General features: G+C 41.2%; 14 protein-coding genes and 1 tRNA gene. 11 read left to right on the forward strand and 4 right to left on the reverse strand.

The annotated features are described in order from the left end of the window. Positions 1–28: 28 nt before the first annotated feature. The 9 genes from R8806_RS01525 (at position 29) to R8806_RS01565 (ending at position 15,637) form a co-directional block, all read left to right on the forward strand. Positions 29–3,634, forward strand: coding sequence for a SusC/RagA family TonB-linked outer membrane protein (locus R8806_RS01525; RefSeq protein WP_124316688.1), 3,606 nt, complete (start codon positions 29–31; stop codon positions 3,632–3,634). Positions 3,635–3,644: 10 nt separating this feature from the next. Next, positions 3,645–5,084 carry a RagB/SusD family nutrient uptake outer membrane protein gene (locus tag R8806_RS01530; RefSeq protein ID WP_124316689.1) on the forward strand — a complete coding sequence of 480 codons (1,440 nt, stop codon included), beginning with the start codon at positions 3,645–3,647 and terminating at the stop codon, positions 5,082–5,084. Positions 5,085–5,095: 11 nt separating this feature from the next. Then, positions 5,096–6,007 carry a hypothetical protein gene (locus R8806_RS01535; protein WP_124316690.1) on the forward strand — a complete coding sequence of 304 codons (912 nt, stop codon included), beginning with the start codon at positions 5,096–5,098 and terminating at the stop codon, positions 6,005–6,007. Positions 6,008–6,044: 37 nt separating this feature from the next. Beyond that, complete coding sequence (locus R8806_RS01540; protein ID WP_124316691.1) at positions 6,045–8,597, forward strand: zinc-dependent metalloprotease; 2,553 nt, start codon at positions 6,045–6,047, stop codon at positions 8,595–8,597. Between the two features lie 307 nt (positions 8,598–8,904). After that, positions 8,905–10,581 (forward strand): energy-dependent translational throttle protein EttA, encoded by a 1,677-nt coding sequence (ettA, locus tag R8806_RS01545; protein WP_124318254.1) that lies wholly within the window; start codon positions 8,905–8,907, stop codon positions 10,579–10,581. Between the two features lie 12 nt (positions 10,582–10,593). Continuing rightward, on the forward strand, positions 10,594–11,400 hold the full coding sequence (locus tag R8806_RS01550) for a hypothetical protein (protein WP_087422285.1): 807 nt from the start codon (positions 10,594–10,596) through the stop codon (positions 11,398–11,400). A 400-nt stretch (positions 11,401–11,800) separates the two neighbouring features. Then, positions 11,801–12,568, forward strand: coding sequence for a polysaccharide biosynthesis/export family protein (locus tag R8806_RS01555; RefSeq protein WP_124317430.1), 768 nt, complete (start codon positions 11,801–11,803; stop codon positions 12,566–12,568). A 52-nt stretch (positions 12,569–12,620) separates the two neighbouring features. Next, entirely contained in the window at positions 12,621–14,954 is a 2,334-nt protein-coding gene (locus R8806_RS01560; RefSeq protein ID WP_124317429.1) for a GumC family protein, read from the forward strand. A gap of 2 nt (positions 14,955–14,956) precedes the next feature. Continuing rightward, the gene (locus R8806_RS01565; RefSeq protein WP_124317428.1) at positions 14,957–15,637 is read left to right on the forward strand and encodes a tyrosine-protein phosphatase; all 681 of its coding nucleotides are present in this window, start codon (positions 14,957–14,959) and stop codon (positions 15,635–15,637) included. Positions 15,638–15,688: 51 nt separating this feature from the next. Here R8806_RS01565 and R8806_RS01570 read toward each other — a convergent pair whose 3' ends face one another. From R8806_RS01570 to R8806_RS01585, 4 genes are all read right to left on the reverse strand, one after another. After that, positions 15,689–17,095 carry an AsmA family protein gene (locus R8806_RS01570; RefSeq protein ID WP_317715750.1) on the reverse strand — a complete coding sequence of 469 codons (1,407 nt, stop codon included), beginning with the start codon at positions 17,093–17,095 and terminating at the stop codon, positions 15,689–15,691. A gap of 59 nt (positions 17,096–17,154) precedes the next feature. Further along, positions 17,155–18,192, reverse strand: a complete 1,038-nt coding sequence (locus tag R8806_RS01575) for an AsmA family protein (RefSeq protein WP_317715752.1) — start codon at positions 18,190–18,192, stop codon at positions 17,155–17,157. A gap of 99 nt (positions 18,193–18,291) precedes the next feature. Continuing rightward, positions 18,292–18,843 (reverse strand): ComEA family DNA-binding protein, encoded by a 552-nt coding sequence (locus tag R8806_RS01580; protein WP_124317426.1) that lies wholly within the window; start codon positions 18,841–18,843, stop codon positions 18,292–18,294. Between the two features lie 74 nt (positions 18,844–18,917). Next, positions 18,918–20,306, reverse strand: coding sequence for a S41 family peptidase (locus R8806_RS01585; protein WP_124317425.1), 1,389 nt, complete (start codon positions 20,304–20,306; stop codon positions 18,918–18,920). A 219-nt stretch (positions 20,307–20,525) separates the two neighbouring features. On the opposite strand from R8806_RS01585, the gene R8806_RS01590 reads away from it, so the two are divergent. Further along, positions 20,526–20,598: transfer RNA gene (locus tag R8806_RS01590), tRNA-Lys, on the forward strand. Positions 20,599–20,869: 271 nt separating this feature from the next. Then, complete coding sequence (locus R8806_RS01595; RefSeq protein WP_124318319.1) at positions 20,870–22,090, forward strand: site-specific integrase; 1,221 nt, start codon at positions 20,870–20,872, stop codon at positions 22,088–22,090. The last annotated feature ends 4 nt before the right edge of the window (positions 22,091–22,094 follow it).

Below are 22,094 nucleotides of genomic sequence, written 5' to 3' on the forward strand. Positions count from 1 at the left end.
TAAGTGTTAAATTCTAATTTACAAATGTATGAAAAAAATGTTTGATTCTTGGGGAAGTCATGTTAAAAAAATTCCCCTTCAAGGGTTGTTATGTCTTTTTATCTTGTGTTTGAGTTTGCCTCTTCACGCTCAGAATGAAGAAGGTAAAATAAACATTAACGTGAAGGATGCCAGCGTGAAGGAGGTCTTGGAGGTGTTGAAGAAGTATAACTATCGTTTGGTGTATTCCACTGCCGTTATTGATGCCTGCAAGAAGAAAATAACCTTGGATATGAAGAAGGTTACTCCTTCGCAGGTATTGGATGAAATTTTTAAAGAAACGAATCTGGTTTACAAAATCGAGGGAAATCTGATCACGATTAAGGAGGTGAAAAAGGATGAGTTGCTTGTAGCTCAAGGGGTAGTTAAGGATGAGAATGGGGAGCCGATTCCGGGAGTATCCGTGTTGATCAAGGGAACGGTGACGGGAACGGCAACGGATAATAAGGGGAATTTCTCGTTAAAAGTGAACAAGAATAGTGCGTTGATTTTTTCTTTTCTTGGTATGGAAACGAAAACAGTTTTTGTCGAATCTGAAAAACCTATCCAAGTGGTGATGAGGGAGATGAATAATGAGATGGACGAAGTTGTTGTGACTGGTTATCAAATAATCAAAAAGAGAGAATCTACGTCGTCTATTGTATCATTGAAAGCAGAAGATATTATAGAACCGGTTGGGACTTCATTGGATCAGATGTTACAAGGGAAGGTCCCGGGGATGTCTGTGATGCAAATGACTTCAACCGTGGGTGCTGCTCCGAAGATTCGTATTCGCGGTTCTTCGACAATTATTGGTAATCGGGAACCGGTATGGGTGTTAGATGGTGTAGTATTGCAGGATCCGGTTCCATTAGATGCAACCGAGTTGAATAGTATGGATCGTGTAAATTTGATCGGTAATGCTATTTCCGGCTTGAATCCGGAGGATATTGAGCGTATAGATGTGTTGAAAGATGCTTCTTCTACTGCCTTGTATGGAACTAAAGCTGCTAATGGAGTAATCGTGATTACCACGAAACGCGGTAAAAGAGGGACACCGTCAATTCGTTATAGTACTTCTATGAGTTTTATTGGAAGACCTTGTTATGATGATTTATTTTTAATGAATTCTCGTGAGAGAATAGAAGTTTCTGAAGAAATCTACAAGAGAGGTTTACAATTTGTGGGATTCTCTCCCACAAACGCAGGGTTTGAAGGGGCTTTATATCAATTATATAATGGAATGATTGATCAAAAGCAGTTTAATCAGGAAGTGCAGGAAATGAAAGAAATAAATACAGATTGGTTTGATTTGTTATTTCGTAATTCGTTTAGTCAGCAACACACATTTTCTTTGTCAGGGGCTAATGATCGGGTTGACTATTATTTTTCTGCTGGGTATGCTAATCAGCAGGGATCTTCTTTAAAGGAGAATTCAGAGAGATTCAGTTTTATGTCGAATTTGGGATTTAAGATATCGGATAAGTTTCGAGCAGCAGTAATGTTAGGTGCTAGTGTGTCTACAACGAATCGTCCTACGGTGGATTTGTTCGAGTATGCTTATAATACATCACGGGTAATTCCGGCGTATAATGCTGATGGAAGCTGGTTCTTTTATGATTATTCTGCGGGAGTTATGGACGGCCCTACTTTAACTATTCCATTGGTATATAATGTATTTAACGAATTGCATTATTCGGGATCAAAGAATAAGATCAAAAGTATCAACACGAATATAAATTTAGATTATAAGTTTACTTCTTGGTTATCAGCTTCTGCTGTGTTGTCTTATAATTCTAGCGCTTCAGAGAGTGAAATGTGGTATGATGAACGTACGTATAAAGTTGCTACTTATCGAAAATTGCCCTATGGTTTTGACCGGAAACAATTGACTAATTTGTCTAACTATATGAATAATGTTTGTGAATTACCGTTCGGAGGAATATTGAACTCAAGTTTTAATGGAGGAGATTCTTTCACAGCTCGTGTTTCTTTCAATATTAATAAATCGTTTAATGAGGTACATAGCTTGAGTTTATTGGGTGGTCTAGATTTACAATCTCAAAAATCGACGGGAATCAGTGAAGAGATTTGGGGATATTTGCCAGAGCGTGGAAAAAATTTCGTGTCTTTGGATAAATTGGATGAATGGCCCAATGCTGCAAGAAGAATGTTGCAGATGAAACCGACAATTATAGATGCGACGAATAATAGTATTGCTTATTATGCTTCATTTTCCTATGCTTATAAAGGGAAATATGTGATGAGTGCTAATATTCGTGGAGAAGGTTCAAATAAATTAGGAGAACAAGCTCGTTTTTTACCAATATGGTCGTTTTCTGGACGTTGGAATGTGACAGATGAGAATTTTATGGATCCACTCTTAAATGTGCTTTCGGATTTGGCTATTCGGGCTTCTTATGGTATTCAAGCGAATGTGACAGAAGCACATAATCCTAATATGATAATTTCTGTGGGGTCATTGGATTCAAAATCGGAAGAGTATTATGCAACTCTTAATTCACTACCTAATGAAGGCTTGAAGTGGGAGAAAACTAATTCTTTCAATATCGGGGTTGATTTTGATTTGTTTAAAGGAAAACTTTCCGGTTCTTTTGAATATTTTCATAAAAAGAGTAAGGACCAATTACTGCCTTTGCAGGTAACAAGTACTAACGGGGAAAAAATGGTGACAATTAATGGAGGAGATTTGACGAATAAAGGATGGGATTTATCGTTAGCGTTGACCCCGATTAAGACAGAAGATTTTGAATGGCGTGTATCATTTAACACGAGTAAGGTGTATAATGAAGTTTCTACGACAGCCGAGCAAAGTGTAACTTATGAGCAATATCTTAACGGTTCTTTAGTGAGGGATGGATATGCTTTAAATACATTCTATTCTTATCGTTTTGGAGGTTTGGATAATAAAGGAATTCCAATATTTTTAGGGTTGGAGGATCATGATGAGGAAGGGAATGTTATCATTACGAATCAGGAAGAAGCTTTGAGATCGGCTTTGGTATGTAGTGGAAAACGGGAGCCGGATTTATCCGGAGGATTAAGTATGGGATTTCAGTATAAGAATTTCAGTATTAATTCAACGTTCTCTTTTCAGTTTGGAAGTAAAATTCGTTTGAATGAGTTGTATCAAGGAGATGATTTTAAATTACCTTATCCTGGTCAAAATATGAGTTCAGATTTCGTGAAGCGTTGGAGAAAGCCAGGTGATGAGAAATATACGAATATTCCAGCATTGACAGATGAGTTATATACTGTACGGGGGGTATACACGGGCGGTGAAAATCCGATAAATAAGACAGATATTATGAACAATGTGTCTTCTAATTATTGGCAAATGTACAATAATGCTGATATGCGAGTTGTTTCGGGGAATTTTTTGCGTTGTAATTCTATCTCCTTATCCTATTCTTTTAATAGTGATTTCGTGAAAAAGTTGTACTTGAAATCTTTGTCGTTGAGTTTGGGCGTAAGTAATCCTTTTGTTATCAAAGCGAAGGGGCTGCAAGGACGTGACCCGGAGCAGTTGACTCTAGGGTCAGGTACGATCCCTCCTCAACAGACTTATTCGTTTTCTATGAATGTAACATTTTAATTGAGAAGAGATGAAACAGATTATTTATATGATTTCTTTATTTTTATTATTCGTTTCTTGTAGTGATTTTTTAGATTATAAGGATAAAGACAAGGTGATTCCGGATGAATTAGACCATTATAGTGAATTGGTGTTAGGGGAATTGGTTCAAAAATCAGTTGGGGCGACTGGATATAATCTTTGGTATATGAGTGATGACATGGGTACGTTCATTCCTTCATGGATTGGTAGTACAACTAAAGATGATCGAATTTCTAACAAAAGTTATTATACATGGGCAAAAGAGTGTCAAATAACACCGGAAGGGGATGAAAGAATAGACCCAGCCTGGGAATACTTTTATCATAAAATATTGATGTGTAATATTATTGAAAAGGAAGTGGGTGAATTTGAGGCTGATGTTGACAATGTGAAATTCCGATTGTTAGGAGAAGTGCAGGCTCTCCGAGCCATGTCTTATTGGTATTTGGTAAATATGTATGGGGAACCGTATCGTGATGCTGAACAAGCAAAAACTGCCATGGGGATTCCGATCAATAAGGAAACAAGTATAAAAGATAAGTTATATACTAGAGCTTCCTTGCAGGAAGTATATGATTTAATGGAAAATGATTTGGAAAGTGCTTTGAGAAACTTAGAGGATGGTGAGCAGAAAAATTCTATTTTTCATCCGAATAAAGATGTCGTTCGCTTGTTCCTGTCTCGTATTTATTTGGAAGAAAAAAGATATGATGATGTAATAATTGTGTGTAATGAGGCTTTGAAAGAGACAAATCGGACGCTTATTTCATTAAATGAAATGTTGGGTTATTCTAGTGATACTAAACCTATGTTAAATAAGGATAATAATAGTATACTTTTTTCTTGGCTAAATAAAGAGGCGCATCCCACATCATCATCAAACACATCGATGGGTACGTACTGTCCGTCAGAGGATTTAATCGCATTGTTTGCTAGTAATGATGTTCGTAATTATAGGGATGTCCTTGTTGACTATTGGAATAGTTGTAGGATTGTCAAATTTAATGTAAATTACTCTGGTTGCTGGAATACAAATTATCGCATAGAAGAATTTTATTTTAATCGTGCAGAGGCTAATATCAAGCAGGGAGAATGGGGGTTGGGAATGAAAGATGTGAATGAGGTGTATAGTAAACGTATTGAAGGTGGGAATGGTTACCTAGAAGCGAAAAATGCTGAGGATGCATGGATCCTTTTTCAGGAAGAAAAAAGACGGGAATTTTGTTTTGAAGATATAAGATGGTTTGATATTCGGCGTTGGGGATTAGCTGTTGAGCATAAATATTATGATTTTAGCGTAGACCGAAATTTTGTAACTTATGTTTTGGATGCTAATAGCCCTAATTATGTGCTACCCCTTCCGTTAGACGTTCAACGCCGTAATTTTGAGATAGAGCAACCGGTTCGAGTTGAGAGCAAAACCAAATAAAGGAGATTATTATGAAAAAGATTATAATGTTTGTATTATCGGGATTGTTATTTATCGGATGTTACGAAAATGAAACGATTCATGCTGATTACATGGAGTATGGAAGAATTTACGATACGACTTCTACTGACCCAGTTTTGAAATATATTTCTCAATACTATTATAAGTTCGGAAAGTTGTTGATAGTCGATCCTGATACAGCCGATTATATTTTTAATTTTCAATCCAAATACGATGTACATATTGTGCCTCCTAAACAGGAAGGAAATCATATTGAGAGAGGATTGGAACTTTTGAAAGAGTTATTTTTGAATGGATATAGCGATCAGGTAAAGCAGGAATTATTTCCTTATGCACTTATTATGGCAGATACCATTGAAAATACGTTTAAAGATGAATACGTAAACATATATACCGCAGATCGCTATATTGCTTTTCTGGTGAATGATCAAATATTGGATAGAACGGAAAAAGGAAAAGAGGAACTTTCCAGAGAATGGAATAATACTTTTCTGAATTATAGTATGGATAAAGTAGGTTGGGTTGTTCCGGAAGAGTTTTATCTTTATTCAGAAACTGAATATGGTAATAAGGAAAATTGGTGGATTCCTATAGAGGGAGCTACTGAGAAAGATACAGCAGATATAAATATCGTTTGGGAAAGAGGTTACCCTACTGGAAATTGGACTTATTATTATGATGATACTTGGACGAATAAAATATGGGGATATGCGGTATCTTCAAGCCGAACGGGATATTTGGAAAAATTCTTTGAATTTTTGTTTACGACACCTCAAGAAACGATAAATAAGGCTGTTGCAGACCATGAAAAATTAAGGAAAGCACATGATGTTCTAGATCAGGCATTGAAAGATGATTTCGGGATTGATTATAGAACCATGGTTTATAAAGCAAAGAATTAGTTATAGAAAGAATGTGAAAATAATTTAGGTATAAGTTATGAAAAGATTATTTTATGTGTTTGTTTTACTGTGTTTTACTTTAAATTTTGCGAGCGCTTCTGATGAGTTGTGGGGAAAGAGGAAAAAAAAGAAGGATACATCTGAAAAAGTTGAATCTAGGGATTCTACCTCAAAAACATCTTCCGAGAGTGCATACGAGAAGTTTATGAAAGAAGCTACGGTGAAAAAGGGAATGTTCAATGTAATCAAGAAAAAGGATAAAATTTATTTGGAGATTCCGAAAAAATTGATGAACCGGGATTATTTAATTAGTTCTCGTGTTTCCTCCACGAGTCGCACGTGGCAGATTGATCCGGGAACGATTAATCGTACACCATTATTAATTACGTTCTCTTGTGATGAGAATAAGGTGTATATCCATTTCCCTCATTTGGATTACGTGTGCAAAGAGTCGTCGGAAATGTACGAGGCTTACAAGAGACACAGTAACCCGCCGATCTGGAAAGCGTTTAAAATCGAGGTGATGTCAAAAGATTCTTCCAATTGTGTGATTGATGCCACCCCGTTGTTCTTGTCTTCGATTGCTGAGTTTTCTCCATTCCCGGATCTTCCGGCTGAAGTTCGTATGATAGTCCCGTTTGGAGGTTCTTTTCAGAGTGATCGTTCCAAGATTGAGGAGTTCAAGGCTTTCGAAGATAATATTATCGTGAAGAGTATGATGACTTACACGACGGATAAAGAAGGTCCTTTGACCACGATAGAGGCTCGTAACATTATTATTTTGCCGGAGACCCCGATGGTTCCCCGTTATGCGGACGAACGGATTGGCTTTTTTGAAGAGTCTCGTAAATTATTTGACGAACATCATGATCGTTTGCAACAATACGGGATTATCAATCGGTGGGATTTGCAGCCTAAAGATATGGATAAGTATCTGGCTGGAGAGTTAGTAGAACCTGTGAAACCGATTGTTTGGTACGTGGACCCCGCAATTCCCGAGAAGTGGAGAAAATACGTGAAGTTGGGTATTGCTGACTGGAATATCGCTTTTGAGGCTATTGGTTTTAAGAATGCCATTGTCGTGAAAGATTACCCGGTGGATGATCCGAATTTTGATCCGGATGATATTCATTATAATTGCTATCGATTTGTGACTTCGGCAAAGGAGAATTCAATGGGACCGTCGTGGATTGATCCCCGTTCGGGAGAAATTTTGTGTGGAGACGTGATTTCGTGGTACGGTGTGGTGACTTTGCTGAACAAGTGGAGAATGATCCAGACCGGGGCGGTAGATCCTTCCGTGCGTTGTCCCGTGATGACGGACGAGAATATGGGAGAAGCCATGCGTTACGTGGCGGCTCACGAGATCGGTCATACGTTAGGGTTAATGCATAATTTTGGAGCATCAGCGGCTTACCCGGTTGAGAAGTTGAGAGACCCGGAGTTTACTCAAAAGTACGGGACTACCCCGTCGATCATGGATTACGCTCGGTTTAACTACGTGGCACAGCCCGGAGATTTAGAGAAAGGTGTAAAGTTGACACCTCCTTTAATTGGCGAGTATGATAAATTTGCTATTAAATACGGTTATCAGGTACTCCCGAACGTGAAGAGTGCGGATGATGAGAAAGAAATTTTGCGGGGATGGGTGAGAGAACAGATAGGAAATAAGATGTGTTTTTACGGGAAACAGGTGTTTCAATTTAATTTTGACCCTCGTTCCATGGCAGAGGATTTAGGGGATGATGTGGTGAAAGCAAATACTTATGGTCTTAAAAATTTGAAGTACGTGGCAGCTAATTTCGTGGATTGGATAGCTGTAAATGACGAGGGATATGCTGCGGTGGAAAGTACTTATAAAGAGATTATCGCTCAGTTTGTCCGGTTTATGGATCACGCGATGGTGAGTGTTGGGGGAATGTATATTAACCCGAAATATTACGGTGATCCGGAGCCTCTTTACGAGTATGTTCCTAAAGCGAAACAGGTTGCAGCCTTGAAGTTCGTGCTGAAGAATTTGAACGAGTTGCAGGACTGGATTATTAATGATAAGGTTACCGCTATTATCGGACCTACGGCCAAGCATTACGTGGCTCAAACGCAATTCTTCAACGAGTTGTTGACAAAAGAAATGTTAGGTCGTTTGCAAATAAACGAGGTGGACGGAAAGAATGTATTTACGTTGGATGAGTATATGGGAATTATTTTTGACGAGATGTTTACCAAGAAAACCGGAAATTTGAAGCTGGCGGATATGGCATTTCAGAATTCTTTCGTGGAGAACTTGACCGGTTACATGGATAAAGGAGAGTTCAAGAGTGCGGGGAGGCATTCGTTGAGAGAATGGACGAACGAGACTACTTGTAGTTGTCATGCTTATTGCGAGTCTCGTCATAGTTTTGATGCCGTGGATCCTCTAGGTGAAATCGTGTTATCCCCGAGAATTGACAAGTCAAATAAGCGTCCGATCGTGATGAAGTATTTGCGAAAAACATACAACACGGCTAAAAGTCGGATGAATACAGGAAATGAAAAAACACGTGAACATTATCGATTATTAGTGTTAAAATTGAATTATTTATTCGATTAATTAATTTATAGAGATTTGTGTTTTTTTATCCCCGGGAGAGAGAAGGCTCCCGGGGATTCTTGTGTAATGGCTATGATAGCTAGTTTGTTATATGTTTGAATGAATTATGTTTGATGAGGGGGCAAACGTATTGTTAAAGAAAAATTGTGAATTTCTCCTAGAATCTTGAAACAAAATACACGTTTGTTTCGTATAACGGATTAAGTATATTTTTTTAATTTGAAGATATAATATATCTTTGTATCCATTTTAAATATAATTAGTTGTGTGCTAGAAGTGAAACATAATATCGTGTAAGTTAATGGGTATGACAGACGAGAAGAAAATTATTTTTTCCATGATGGGGGTGAGTAAAACGATACCACCTCAAAGAAAGATTATAAAGGATATTTATCTTTCCTTTTTTTACGGGGCAAAAATCGGAGTGATCGGTTTGAACGGTTCTGGAAAATCGACGTTATTGAAAATTATTGCCGGGTTGGACCCGAATTACGAGGGTAAGGTGATCTGGTCGAAAGAACATTCTATCGGCTATTTGCCTCAGGAACCTCAGTTGGATGATTCCAAGACCGTGAAAGAGGTCGTGCAGGAAGGTGTTCAGGGGGTGATGGATTTGTTGAAAGAGTACGAGGAGGTGAACATGAAGTTTGCCGAACCGATGAGTGATGAGGAGATGGATAAGTTAATGACTCGTCAGGGGGAATTGACGGAATTGATCGAGCATCACGGCGGATGGGAGATTGACCAGAAGTTGGAGAGGGCGATGGATGCCTTGCGTTGCCCGGAACCGGACGCGGAAGTGAAGTTCCTTTCCGGGGGAGAACGTCGTCGGGTGGCCTTGTGTCGCTTGTTGTTGCAGGAACCGGATATTTTGTTGCTGGATGAGCCGACGAACCATTTGGATGCCGAGTCGGTGGAATGGTTGGAACAACACTTGCATCAATATCCCGGTACGGTGATTTGCGTGACGCATGATCGTTACTTCTTGGATAACGTGGCCGGTTGGATACTGGAACTAGACCGGGGTGAGGGAATTCCATGGGAAGGAAATTATTCTTCTTGGTTAGAGCAGAAGGCAAAACGATTGGAACAGGAGGAAAAACAGGCCAGCAAACGCCGGAAGACGCTGGAACGGGAGCTGGAATGGGTACGTATGGCTCCTAAGGCTCGTCAGGCAAAGAGTAAGGCCCGTTTGAAGGCTTATGACCGGATGATGGATGAGGACGTGAAGGAGAAAGAAGAAAAGCTTGAAATATTTATTCCGAACGGTCCTCGTTTGGGAAACAAGGTGATCGAGGCCGAGCATGTGGCGAAGGCTTTCGGGGATAAGGTGTTGTTCGATGATCTTGAATTTAAGTTACCTCCGGCTGGAATTGTCGGGGTGATCGGCCCTAACGGTGCGGGAAAGACTACTTTGTTCCGTTTAATTATGGGCGTGGAGCAACCGGATAAGGGGACATTTGAAGTTGGGCCGACCGTGAAGATTGCGTATATAGATCAACAGCATAAAGCAATAGACCCGGAGAAGACGGTTTATCAGGTGATTTCCGGGGGAAGTGATTTGATAAACTTGGGGGGACGGGAAGTGAATGCCCGGGCTTATGTTTCCAAATTTAATTTCTCCGGGACGGATCAGGAAAAGAAATGCGGGGTGTTGTCCGGAGGGGAGCGTAATCGTCTGCATTTGGCATTGGCATTGAAAGAGGATGCTAACGTGTTGTTGCTGGACGAGCCGACCAATGATATTGACGTGAACACGTTGCGGGCGTTGGAAGAGGGATTGGAAAACTTTGCGGGGTGTGCCGTGGTTGTGTCACATGACCGTTGGTTCTTGGATCGTATTGCCACTCATATTCTAGCTTTCGAGGGTGATTCCAAAGTGGTATATTTCGAGGGAAGTTATTCCGAATACGAGGAAAATAAGAGAAAACGTTTGGGAGATGTTACCCCGAAACGTATACGTTATAAAAAATTAATCGGTTAAGATTATAAAGACGTGCCTAAGAAAAAAGAAAAAAAGATTGTAGATACCGGTTTCGTGCCGGGCATCTACAATTATTGCGACAGATGGTGTGAACGTTGTCCATTGCAGCTTCGTTGTATGAGTTACATGATGGGGAAGAAATTGAAGGAACGGACGAAAGTGAACTTGGGAGAGGAGATGCCGGATGATGACGAGTCGGCGTTAGCCCGTCTGAAAAATATTTTTGATTCTACTTTTGACGTGTTGCGAGAGTTGGCGGAGGAAAGAGGTATGGGGATAGAGGATATTTATTCCTCGGAGAAGGTGGATCGGGGATTCTGGGGGGAGGATTACGAGGATTTGGAAGATGAGGATGAAGAGGCGGTCAGGCAGATAGAACAGGAAGATCTTGTGAAATGTGACCGGATTTATAAGACTCTGGCCGAGAAGTGTCAAGAGAGTATTTATCAATGGTTTGACGAGGCCAAGATAAAAGAAGGTGATGCTCCCAGAACGAAAGAGGTCGGGGATGCGTTGTTGGAGGTAAATTGGTATCTGGATTTGATTCACTCCAAGATTAGGAGGGCGTTGTACGGGTATTATATCTATTCGGATAAGATTAATGCCACGCAGGAAGAGGATGATTATAATGGATCGGCGAAGGTAGCCTTGTTGGCTGTCGAGATTTCTCAAAATGCGTGGATGGTTTTGAGGGAGCGTTTGTCAAGTTTTGAACCGAATATATCTCACTTGATCGTGGTTTTGGAACAATTGGGATTGGAGATCGACCACTTTTTTCCGAAGGCTCGTTATTTCAAGAGACCCGGATTTGATTGTTAATATAAAAATGTGATAGAGGGTTGGCGATAGGCTTTGAATACCGTTTTTCTTGTAAAATCTTCTGTATAAGGGAAGAATTTGAAAAACGGTATACTTGAGGGAAAAGTGGTAATCTGGTTGTGAGATGATGCGTTTTTCTAATCGTTGAGTAGGAAAAATATCTATATTGTTGTTCGTGTGATTATGAAAAAAAATATATATTTGTGATCAAATAAACGAACGATTCTTAATATTATAAATCCAATAATTCTTCTTTCTTCATCATTCTTACTTAGTCATTCATACACATGCTTTTGTGACTAGGTGAACTTCTGTGGCTTTTTGTTTTTACCTTTCTTTTTGGACTATCAAAAATCGTTGGTTTAATGATAGCGTGTAAACTATAAAAAGAAAGGTATATATGTCTGTGTACAAATTATTTATAATCGTGTTGTGTTGCGTGAGTGTTTGGGGATGCGCTTCGAGTAAAAAAGTCGTCTATTTGCAGGATGTAAAGGTAGATGGCCGGATTAAGGCGGCATGTGAGTATCGGACCGTGATTCATGTGGACGATTTATTGTCAATTATCGTGTCGTGTGATGACATTGAGGCTGCCTTGCCGTTTAATACTCCGATGATTGGTTTGGGGAAAGAGGTCACGTCGGGTAATCAACAAGGGGCATCTGGTTATCTGGTAGATAAAGAGGGGTATGTTGATTTTCCTGTATTGGGTAAATTGCAGGTGGACGGTATCTCTCGTAATGAATTGGCAGACCTGTTGAAGGAGAAGTTGTCCGGTTATTTGAAGAACCCGATTGTGACGATTCAATTCCTGAATTTTAAGGTGACGGTTTTGGGAGAGGTGCGCAATCCCGGAAGTTACAAGGTAAATAGCGAGCGTATTTCGATTCTTGATGCCTTGGGAATGGCGGGTGATTTACAGATTAATGCCAAGAGAAAGAATGTTCTGGTGATGAGAGAAGACGGGAACGAGAAAGTCTTTTCTCGTGTCGATCTAACTTCGAGTGAGTTGTTACATTCCCCGTTTTTCTATTTGCAGCAAAATGACGTGGTGTATGTTGAACCGAGTCGTGGACGTATCGTGGGAGGTAACGCAGGAACTTTCCTGCCTTATATATTATCAAGTGTATCCACTTTCGTGGCCGTGTTGGCTTTAATAATAAGATGATAGCCGGAAGAGCTGGTTGCAACTATTTATGAATCTATAAAGTAACAATTTTATGAACGAGAATGTCAGTAGAGAAATACAGTCTGATCAGGAAGATGTCATTGACTTGGGTAAGTTGTTTTATAAGATTCTAGTCCGGTGGCGTTGGTTTATCATCTCGGTGCCGCTGTGTCTGGCGGCGGCACTATTTTATTGTTTAATCAGTACGCCGGTGTATGATATTCACGGGAAGGTGATGATTAGTGACACGAAAAAGGGTGAGTTGGGAACGAACGTGATGATGAAGGAGTTGGGGTTGTTCCGGGCGGGGGATGTGTACGTGGAGAATGAAATGGTGGAATTGCAGTCGAAGAATTTGATGCGGGAGGTGGTTCGGGATTTGGAGTTAAATATACGTTATACTCAAGAATGTTTCTTCCGGGGACATGAGTTGTACAACGAGTCTCCCGTGAAGATACTGGTTGATCATCCGGAGTGCATAAAAGATACTTGCCTGTACGTTCTTTTACAAGCAAATGACGAGATTATCGTGACGGATCCGAAAGGGGACGTGATCCGGCAAGGACATTTTTCGGAGAGTATTCCTATGGGGGATTACTGTATCTCTGTGGAAAAGAATGAGAGATATGCGGGGAGTGAATTACAGAAAGTTCGGATCAATTTGGATTCATACGAAACTGCCACGAAGGCTTTTTATAAAAGTTTGAGCATCACGCCACTAGAAAAGAATACAAATGCCGTGCGGATTGCGCTGAAAGACCCGGTTCCGGGACGAGGTGTAGAGTTGATACACGCTTTGGTGGATCGCTATAACCAGAACGGGGTGACGGATAAACAACAGGTTTCGGCCAAGACGGTGGAGTTTATTAATGCTCGCTTGCAGGTAATAAACGGGGAATTGGGAACGATAGAGAATGATGCCGAACGTTTTAAGCGCACGAATAAGCTGACGGATCTGACTTCTGATGCGGCTTTTGCCATGGAAAGGAAAAAGTTGGCCGGAACGGAGTTACTAAAGGCTCAAACGGAGTTGGACGTGGTGCGAAGTATTCGATTGCTGACGGAAAAGAACGAGGGTGGGGAGTTCTCGTTGCTACCGGAGAATATGGGGTTGACGGACGACGGGTTGAATAACGCTCTTTCCCGTTATAACGAAATGATATTACGACGCGAGAAATTATTGTTGAGTGCCCGGGAGAATAACCCGATCGTGACGGGGTTGGATATGCAGTTGCGAGGGGTGAAGAGTAGTATCCGGGAGGCCATCGGAAACGTGGAAAAGGGATTGATTATAAAAATCAAAGGGTTGGAACGGGAAAGTCTTTCGGTGGACGAACGATTGACTTCAGTACCCACGCAGGAGAAACAATACCGGGCAATAGCCCGCCAGCAGGAGTTGAAGGAGAATTTGTTTCTTTTTCTGATGCAAAAGCGGGAAGAGGCGGAAATTGCGAAATTGGTTTATGTGCCGACAGCGAAGATTATCGAAGATCCTGATGCGGGAGAGGGGCCTGTAAGCCCGAAGAAATCGTTGATTTTGTTGTTGGGGTGTATGTTGGGCGTGTGTATACCCGTGGGGATTATTCTGGGAATGGATATGTTGGATTCGAAAGTAAGGAGTGCTGAAGATATTGAACGGGTGGTTCGTTTGCCTTTGCTGGGAACCTTCCCGGAGGTAGAAAATGGGAAAGTGAAGATTGGGGAGGAGGATTTTATGCAGTCGGAGTCAATGCACTTGATCCGGGAAAAGTTGAGTTATATTCTTAAACAGCAAAAGTCCCCGGTGATTATGGTGACTTCTACCATTCCCGGAGAAGGAAAATCTATGGTTGCAACTCATCTGGCCAACGCATATGCCAAGGCAGGAAGGCGGGTGATTGTTGTCGGGTGTGACTTGCGGAATCCCAGTCTGCATAATTTTTTGGACCGGGATCACCGGGAAGGGGTGTCGGCTTATCTGGCAGGATTGTGTGATGATCCGGAATCGTTGATCTGCCGGATCAGCGATGAGTTGTATGTAATGTTTGGAGGTGTTGTTCCACCTAATCCGGTGCAGTTGGTTGCCGGTCCCCGGATGCGGGAGTTATTGGAATATCTGAAAGACAATTATTCTTGTATTATTCTGGATACACCCCCTCTGGGAGTATTGGCAGAAGGCTTTACGTTGAGTAAGCTGGCGGACGCCTGTGTTTACGTGGTGAGGGCTAATGTGCTGAGAAAGGAATCGTTAAGACTTTTATCCGAGCTGGAAAAAGATAAGCGTTTACCGGATTTAGGGGTTGTTCTCAACGGGGTAAAGGTTGAATCGGGCGGGTACGGGTACGGTTATGTATACGGCTATCAATACGGTTATGGTTACGGGAATAAGAATCGTAAAACTTCTTGATCATGTTGTTTTTTAATAGACGTAAACGATATTTTTTCGAGTATGAAAATGATATACATGCTCATGTTTTACCCGGTTTGGATGATGGGGTGAAGACGATGGATGAGGCCGTGATGATCGTGAAACGGATGGAACAAGTGGGATTGAGACGATTGACGTGTACGCCCCACGTGGCTTACCCGGCTATGATAAATACACCGAAAGATGTGGAGAGTATGTTGTTCGTGTTGAAGTCCCGCTTGCGGGAAGAGGGGGTGCGTGTAGAGGTGGATTCCGGGGCGGAATACCGGATGGGGGAGTTTATGCTGGAGTTGTTGGAAAGGGGAGAAATCATGGCATCGAACCGGGGAGAAGTGTTGGTTGAGCATAGTTTTGTCGGGCCGTCTAATTACGTGGATGATATATTATTTGGCTTACAGGGACGGGGATTTTGTCCTGTGCTGGCGCATCCGGAACGGTATCCGTTTTACGCGAAGGATATTGTCCGGTATTGTGAGCGGTTTAAAGAAAAAGGTGGAAAGGTGCAGGTGAATATACTTTCATTTGCAGGATTCTATGGCAAAGAGGCTATGATGGGAGCCCGAAAATTGTGTGATGCCGCTTTGGCCGATTATTATGCCGGGGATATTCATAGCTTGCAGCAAGAGATGTTAATGGAAAAATATATAGGAGGAGCGTGGTAATTCTTTTTAGAATTGCTTTTTTTGAATGTTTTTTACGCTCCTCCGTTTCTTTTATTTGAATAGTTTATCCAAGCCTTTCAAGAGGTTATTTTTTAATTCTTTACCGGCTTCTTTTTCTATTTTCTTCAATGCTTTAGATAAATCGGGGGTAATCGTCGGTTTATCCAGAGTACCACCAAGTTTGACATCAACGTCCAGTGATTGAATGTTGTTGGCTCCGGGGATGGCTTTCAACACTTTGTCAATGTCTTTCCCGAAGTATTTCCGGGCAATGTTCATGGACATCGTGTAATCCATTTTGCCATCAACGGTTTGGCTGCCGGAGAAGGTGGTCGGGTTACCCGCGATATTCGTGGTAAACGGTTCCACGATAATATTTCCTTGTTCAATCTTGAAGTCTATTTTCAAGTTGGAAATGCTTAAACGGCTTAACTCGTCATTTTTCAACAGATTGGCCAGTTGGGTCATGGCCGGATTATCGTTCAGGACAAATCCCTTGGTTGAGAGGCTACCGCCACCATTGGCCGTTGTCATGATCGGGCTCATTTCTTTGTCCAGATCCGAGCTGAATTTCATGGCAGCGGATATTTTACCGTTGCAGTTCATGGCAATCGGCAGGCTCTGTTTGATGAACGAGAAGGCATTATATGCCGAGTGGATGTCAATGTCGGTAATCCGTAAATTCAAGTCCACGGAAGGCTTGACGGGGTTTGCCGTGTTGTAGGCCCCGTTCATGATCAGGTTCCCGTTCAGCATATCCATGCTCAGATTCTTTAGCGTGGCGATACCACCGGATGTTTCGATGTTTCCTTTGACGGAGTTTATCACGAGGCTATCGAACAAAATTTCTTTGATGTTCGTGCCGAAGGCCAGTTCTATGTTTTTCGGAATAGCCAGTACACTTGATGTTTCTTCTGCCGGGGCCGAACTTTGTGTTGTTACAGCCTGTGTCGTGTCGGTCTCGGAGGTCGTCATGTTTGCCATGAATTCATTCAAGTCGATTTTGTTGGAATTCAGGGTAAAGTTACCTTTTAAGGTCTGGTCCTTGAACACGTAGGGCAGGTAGTTGGCAAGGTAACCGGCCAAGGCGAAGTCTGAAGAGTTGATTTTTACTTTCAAGTCTTTCAAGTTCAACCGGGCGGGTGTGATGGTTACCTCTCCGGACGGAACGGAAATTCCGGCAGGGAAGTCTGCGTTCTTGAACAACACGTTTTGCAGGGCAATCTTACCGTTTGCCGTGAACTTTTCGTATTGTTCTTTCTCTATATATTGGTACTTCCCGTCAAAGGAGAGATCGGTTGTTAAGATACCGTTTAACGTGATGTCTTTTAACGGTAAGGCTTTTTTCAAACTCTCGAAGTTGATAACGCCTTTCATGCCACCCTTTAATGTCGGGTCGTCCGGATTGACCACAAGCAGGTTCATGCTGAACGGGTTGTTGGCAACCGTGAAGGTCAAAGTACTTAAATCTGCCTTGGTTTGTGCGATGGTTCCGCCGGGGTTGGTTACTGCCAGTTTCAGATTGATTTTTTCAACCGATTCGGGAGATCCGGGTACTTCAGATTTGCGTTCAGAATGTTGAAACGCAAGTCAAAAGCGGGAAGATGATTCTCGTAATATTCCCCTTTCGCGGATAGGCTGAGTTGGAATTCTCCGGAAGTTTTGACCCCCTCGATTTCTTTCTGGAAATCTTTGGGAATTAGCGCTAACAGGCTTTCGAATTTCGTGTCGGGTGCGTTCAGATTCAAGTCCATCGTGTATTTGTCGTCATCAATATCAATGTTTCCGGTTAAATCCAGTTTCAAGTCATTCAATGACATATCATTTTTCTTGATGTTGAATTGGAGTTCTTTCAAGTTGGCACCGATTTCGGCTTGCCAGTTGAAATCAGTGTTGTTTACCCACACACTCTTGCCTTGACGCAAATATATGTTTTTGAGTTCCAATAACACGTTTAGTATGGTGTTGGTCTCGGAAAAATTTCCTTGTAAAGCCATATTCACGGCATCAACCCGGGCAAACGTCAGTGCTTGTTCGTCTTGGTAGTTTAACATCAGGTTGCGCACTTCGATGTTGTTGAAAGCGATGGCAGTTTCCGAACTGGATTCTTCCGTGGTTTCCACGGGAGTTTCTTCTGTTTTCACCTCTGTCGTGTCGGAAGGAACCATGATGTCCCAGTTGGCTTTTCCTTCGGCATTGACTTTGGGCATAAAATCACAATCTTTTAATAAAATGTTATTGATTATGATTTCTTTACCGGAAATTAAGGAACGTAAATTTACGGATGCCTCGAAAAGAGGAATATTGATTAAAGTGTCCCGTGTGTTCGTTTCTTCCTTGGAAATGACCACGTTATCCAAGGATACGCTTAGGTTCGGGAAGTTCTTGAACATGCTCAGATGCACGTCCCCGATAGCTAGTTCGGCTTGGATGTATTTTGAGGATTTTTCCTCGATTAATCGTAGGATGTCACTTTTGAAAAAGACGGGTATAACCATCAGTGTGACAATAATTAGCACGATAATAATTGCTAGTGTTATAAATACTTTTTTCATACGCTATAAGTTATGTGTGTTGTTTGCGTTGTAAATGACAGTGTTGTAAATTATTTACGACAAGCTATCATGTATTGTTCTATACAAAGTTATACAAAATTATTTGAAGTAAGGTTTTATTTTTTTGAGTTTAAATAATGGTAAAACTTTTTGGGATTCTAGGATAGAGTAGTTGATTTTGCCGTATTTCCGTTTGGCGTTGAAGATGAGTTGAACATCTTCGTACACTAGATAGGGATGATGTAGAACGGATTTAAAACTCATGGTGTCCAGTTCCTTTTTCCGGATCAGCGCGGGGTTCACGGAGAAATGGGGAAGTAATGAATCTATATTATTCAGGTATTGAAATTTCATTTCTTTGAGTTGACGGGTGGCGTGAAAACCGCCCAGTTGTTCCCGGTAACGCAGGATTTTGCTGGCGTAGTATGGGCCAATGCCCCGGATACTGACCAATGCCGTGCTGTCGGCGGAATTGAGTTCGATTACAAGAGGTTTTGGGGAGACGGTTTGTGTCGTATCAGAAAGTCGGGAATAGGGAATTAGGAAGACCGGGCATTCACTCTTGTGAATGGTTCGTGGTAGCACGAATAATGCCATAGTAAGAATGCCCAATGTTATGATTCCTTTTTTCTCCGATTTTCTGATAAACATGGTTGTGATATTAGCTGTATAAACACCATCGCAAGTTATGAATATTTTACTAAATAGTTGCTATGTTGACTTGATTATTTTACGTGAATTATCCGGTTGCTTTTGATGTCATTGAATGATTTTGGGAGCATGTTAAATACAGGGGATGTTTCAATGCTTCTGCCTTTTACTTGCATTCGCCGTGTTCCGGAAATGAGGGCTAAGGCCTCTGCCAGTAAGGGTTCGTTTTCATCGCCAAGTTGAATGCCGTTGAAAAGATCCTCTTTAACCTCGTGTTGGGGTGTCATGCCTTCCAAGGAGTTGGGATACCCGTCGATATTGGTGAATCGGGAGCATACCGGAAATATTAACCAGTTGGCCAGTTCTTTATCTGCCACTAATTTCCCATTTTCTTCATATTGCGGGGAGAAAGCGTACATGGTGACGTATTTTCCGTAAGTCTTTGTTCCCACGAGTTCGACATCCATAAATGCTTTAAGGCAGGCAATCGTGTACTCGGAGGCTGAAACAGTCTCGCCAGAGGTTAAGATATATACTTTCTGGGAAGGTAAATCCAGATTGCAATTGGTTTCCACGAAAAACCTGTTAAGTAAGTTTTCGTATTGGGAGTCACTTTCAAATATTTCTTGGCAGGGCGAATTCCATGTTTCTTTGGAGAGAAGTGTACCTACCACGGCTTTTTCTTTGGGAACAATCGCGCTGCATAGGAATGTGGAGGCGTCATCGTCGCCTCCGTGATTGTACCTGAGGTCGAGTACAAGATCGGTAATCCCGGCTTCCTTAAATTCGTTGAAGGCTTTTACAATACTGGTGTTGAATGTTTTCGTGAAATTGGTGTACATGAGGTAGCCGATTTTGTGGTTTCCCCGTTCGAAGAGTTTGGTTATAAGAACGGGGTCTGCATCCATTTTCCGGGAAGTGATGGTGACGGTCTTTCCCGAAGGAGCTATGGCATCCCCTTCTTGTTTTCCCATTCCCAAGTGGAGGGTCCCGGGATTGGTAAGTTTGCTGAGGTCGCTTTCTGTAAAGCTTTGCGAGTTCAATTCTACGATAATGTCTCCTCGTTTCAGTTTTTCGGCAGCCGGAGAACCGGGATAAACGTATTGGACGATGGCAAAACATTTGTCACTGTCCTTGAATCGCCCGTAAGCAAGCCCGTAGCCATAAGTTTCCCCTGTTCCAGCCATTTCTTCCAGAAGTCCGTTGGCATCATCAGTGATCAGGGACCATTTGTCTTTGGAGGAAAGGAGGACCTTGAAATATTCTTTCGGGTCTTTTTTTGATTCCGGTTTAATGTTCGGTATTTCGTCATACCACAAGTAGAATGTAGATAAATTGCTCTGAATGAATTGATTCATCCGTGTGGCTAATTCATCGTCTTCCGAGTGATTGTTATCTTTCTCACAGGAAACTAAAAGAGATAGCACAAGGAATAAAGAAAATAGAATTTTTGATGTATTCATGAATGATTTTTTTGTGATTGTTTGGTAAAATAAGTAAAATATATCGACAATTCCTATCTTTTGTCCGAATTTATGGCGAGGAAACGGGAGACTCAATTAAATCATAATGAAGTTTTTACTCTTTTCATGAAAAAAATGCGTGAAAAAAAATCGAAATAAATTTGTGAGAGAAACAAAAAGATATACCTTTGCAACCGCAATTGAGAAACACAATTGAAGGATTCAGTAGCTCAGCCGGTAGAGCACAACACTTTTAATGTTGGGGTCCTGGGTTCGAGTCCCAGCTGGATCACTGAAAGAAAAGCCAAAAGGCGACAAGAAAAAGACAAGTCCTACAAAATCAATATTTTGTGGGACTTTTTTTATTGTCTTTTGGCTACCTTGACCGCCACGAAAAGGTCACTGACAGACAAAAATTAGTGCCTTATTCGTACCCCCGACAAAATTCTTCAAAAAGGGGTACGATTTGTCGGAAAATGGCGAAATGTTGTCGAGATTTGGCGACCCTGCATTTATCTCATTATGAGTTAATAAAAGTAGTTTTGTAACTTAAAAAATGAGGTATGAAATCAACATTCCGAGTATTGTTCTTCCTGAAACGGGACAAGGTGAAAAAGAACGGTAATATGCCAATCATGGCACGTATTACCATTGACGGGAAATTAGCCCAATTCAACACTAAACTTGAAGTCAATCCTAAAAACTGGTCTGCCAAAACCGGAAAGGTAAATGGCAGAGGAGCGGAATTTACCCGCATGAATGAAATGCTAGATAGCATCAAGGCTACCTTGCACAGACACTATCAGACCATTTTAGAACGGGACAGCTATGTAACCGCAGAGAAAGTACGCAATGTGTTCTTAGGTAAAGAGGAAAAAGCAAAAACTCTCTTACAGGTATTTTCCCAGCATAATGAACAATATGCGCTGAAAGTAGGGAAAACAGCCACACAAAAGACATATACCCGTTATGAACTTACCAAAAATCGCCTTGCCGAATATATCCACAATAAATATAATGTGGAGGATATTACCTTTCGGGAAATAAATGTCGTGTTTATCGAGGGCTTCTACCTATTTATCCGGGAGAATTATCCGTGTACCCACAATACAGCCATGAAGTTTATACAGCGTTTCAGAACTATTGTTCTGTTTGCCCACAACTTGGGACTAATTACTTTTAATCCTTTCGGGGCATATAAGCTGAAATTTGAATATGTGGAAAGGGATTTTCTTGAACAAGCAGAATTAGACCGGATATATCAAAAGACATTCGCCAGCAAACGACTGGAGCAAGTTCGTGATATATTTATTTTCAGTTGCTACACTGGACTGTCTTATGTTGATGTCTGCGAACTAACCCCTGAAAATATAAGATTGTCCTTTGACGGTAATCTGTGGATAATCAAGAAAAGACATAAGACAAGCGTAACGTCCAATATTCGATTATTGGATATACCCAAATCCATTTTACAGAAATATGACGGGAAACTGCCCAATGGTAAACTGTTGCCAGTTATCAGTAATCAGAAGATGAATGATTACTTGAAAGAGATTGCAACTGTTTGTGGAATAAATAAGAAAATCACGTTCCACGTTGCCCGACACAGCTTTGCGACCCTTAGCATAAGTTATGGCGTACCCATTGAAAGCGTTTCCAAAATGTTGGGACACACCAACATAAGAACCACCCAAATCTATGCAAAAATCATAGATACTAAACTTAGCGAAGATATGGATATTTTAGCTAACAAGCTAAATAACAGAAAAATATCAGTCATATAAATAC

It is taken from the genome of Butyricimonas faecihominis (assembly GCF_033096445.1).
GTDB lineage: Bacteria > Bacteroidota > Bacteroidia > Bacteroidales > Marinifilaceae > Butyricimonas > Butyricimonas faecihominis.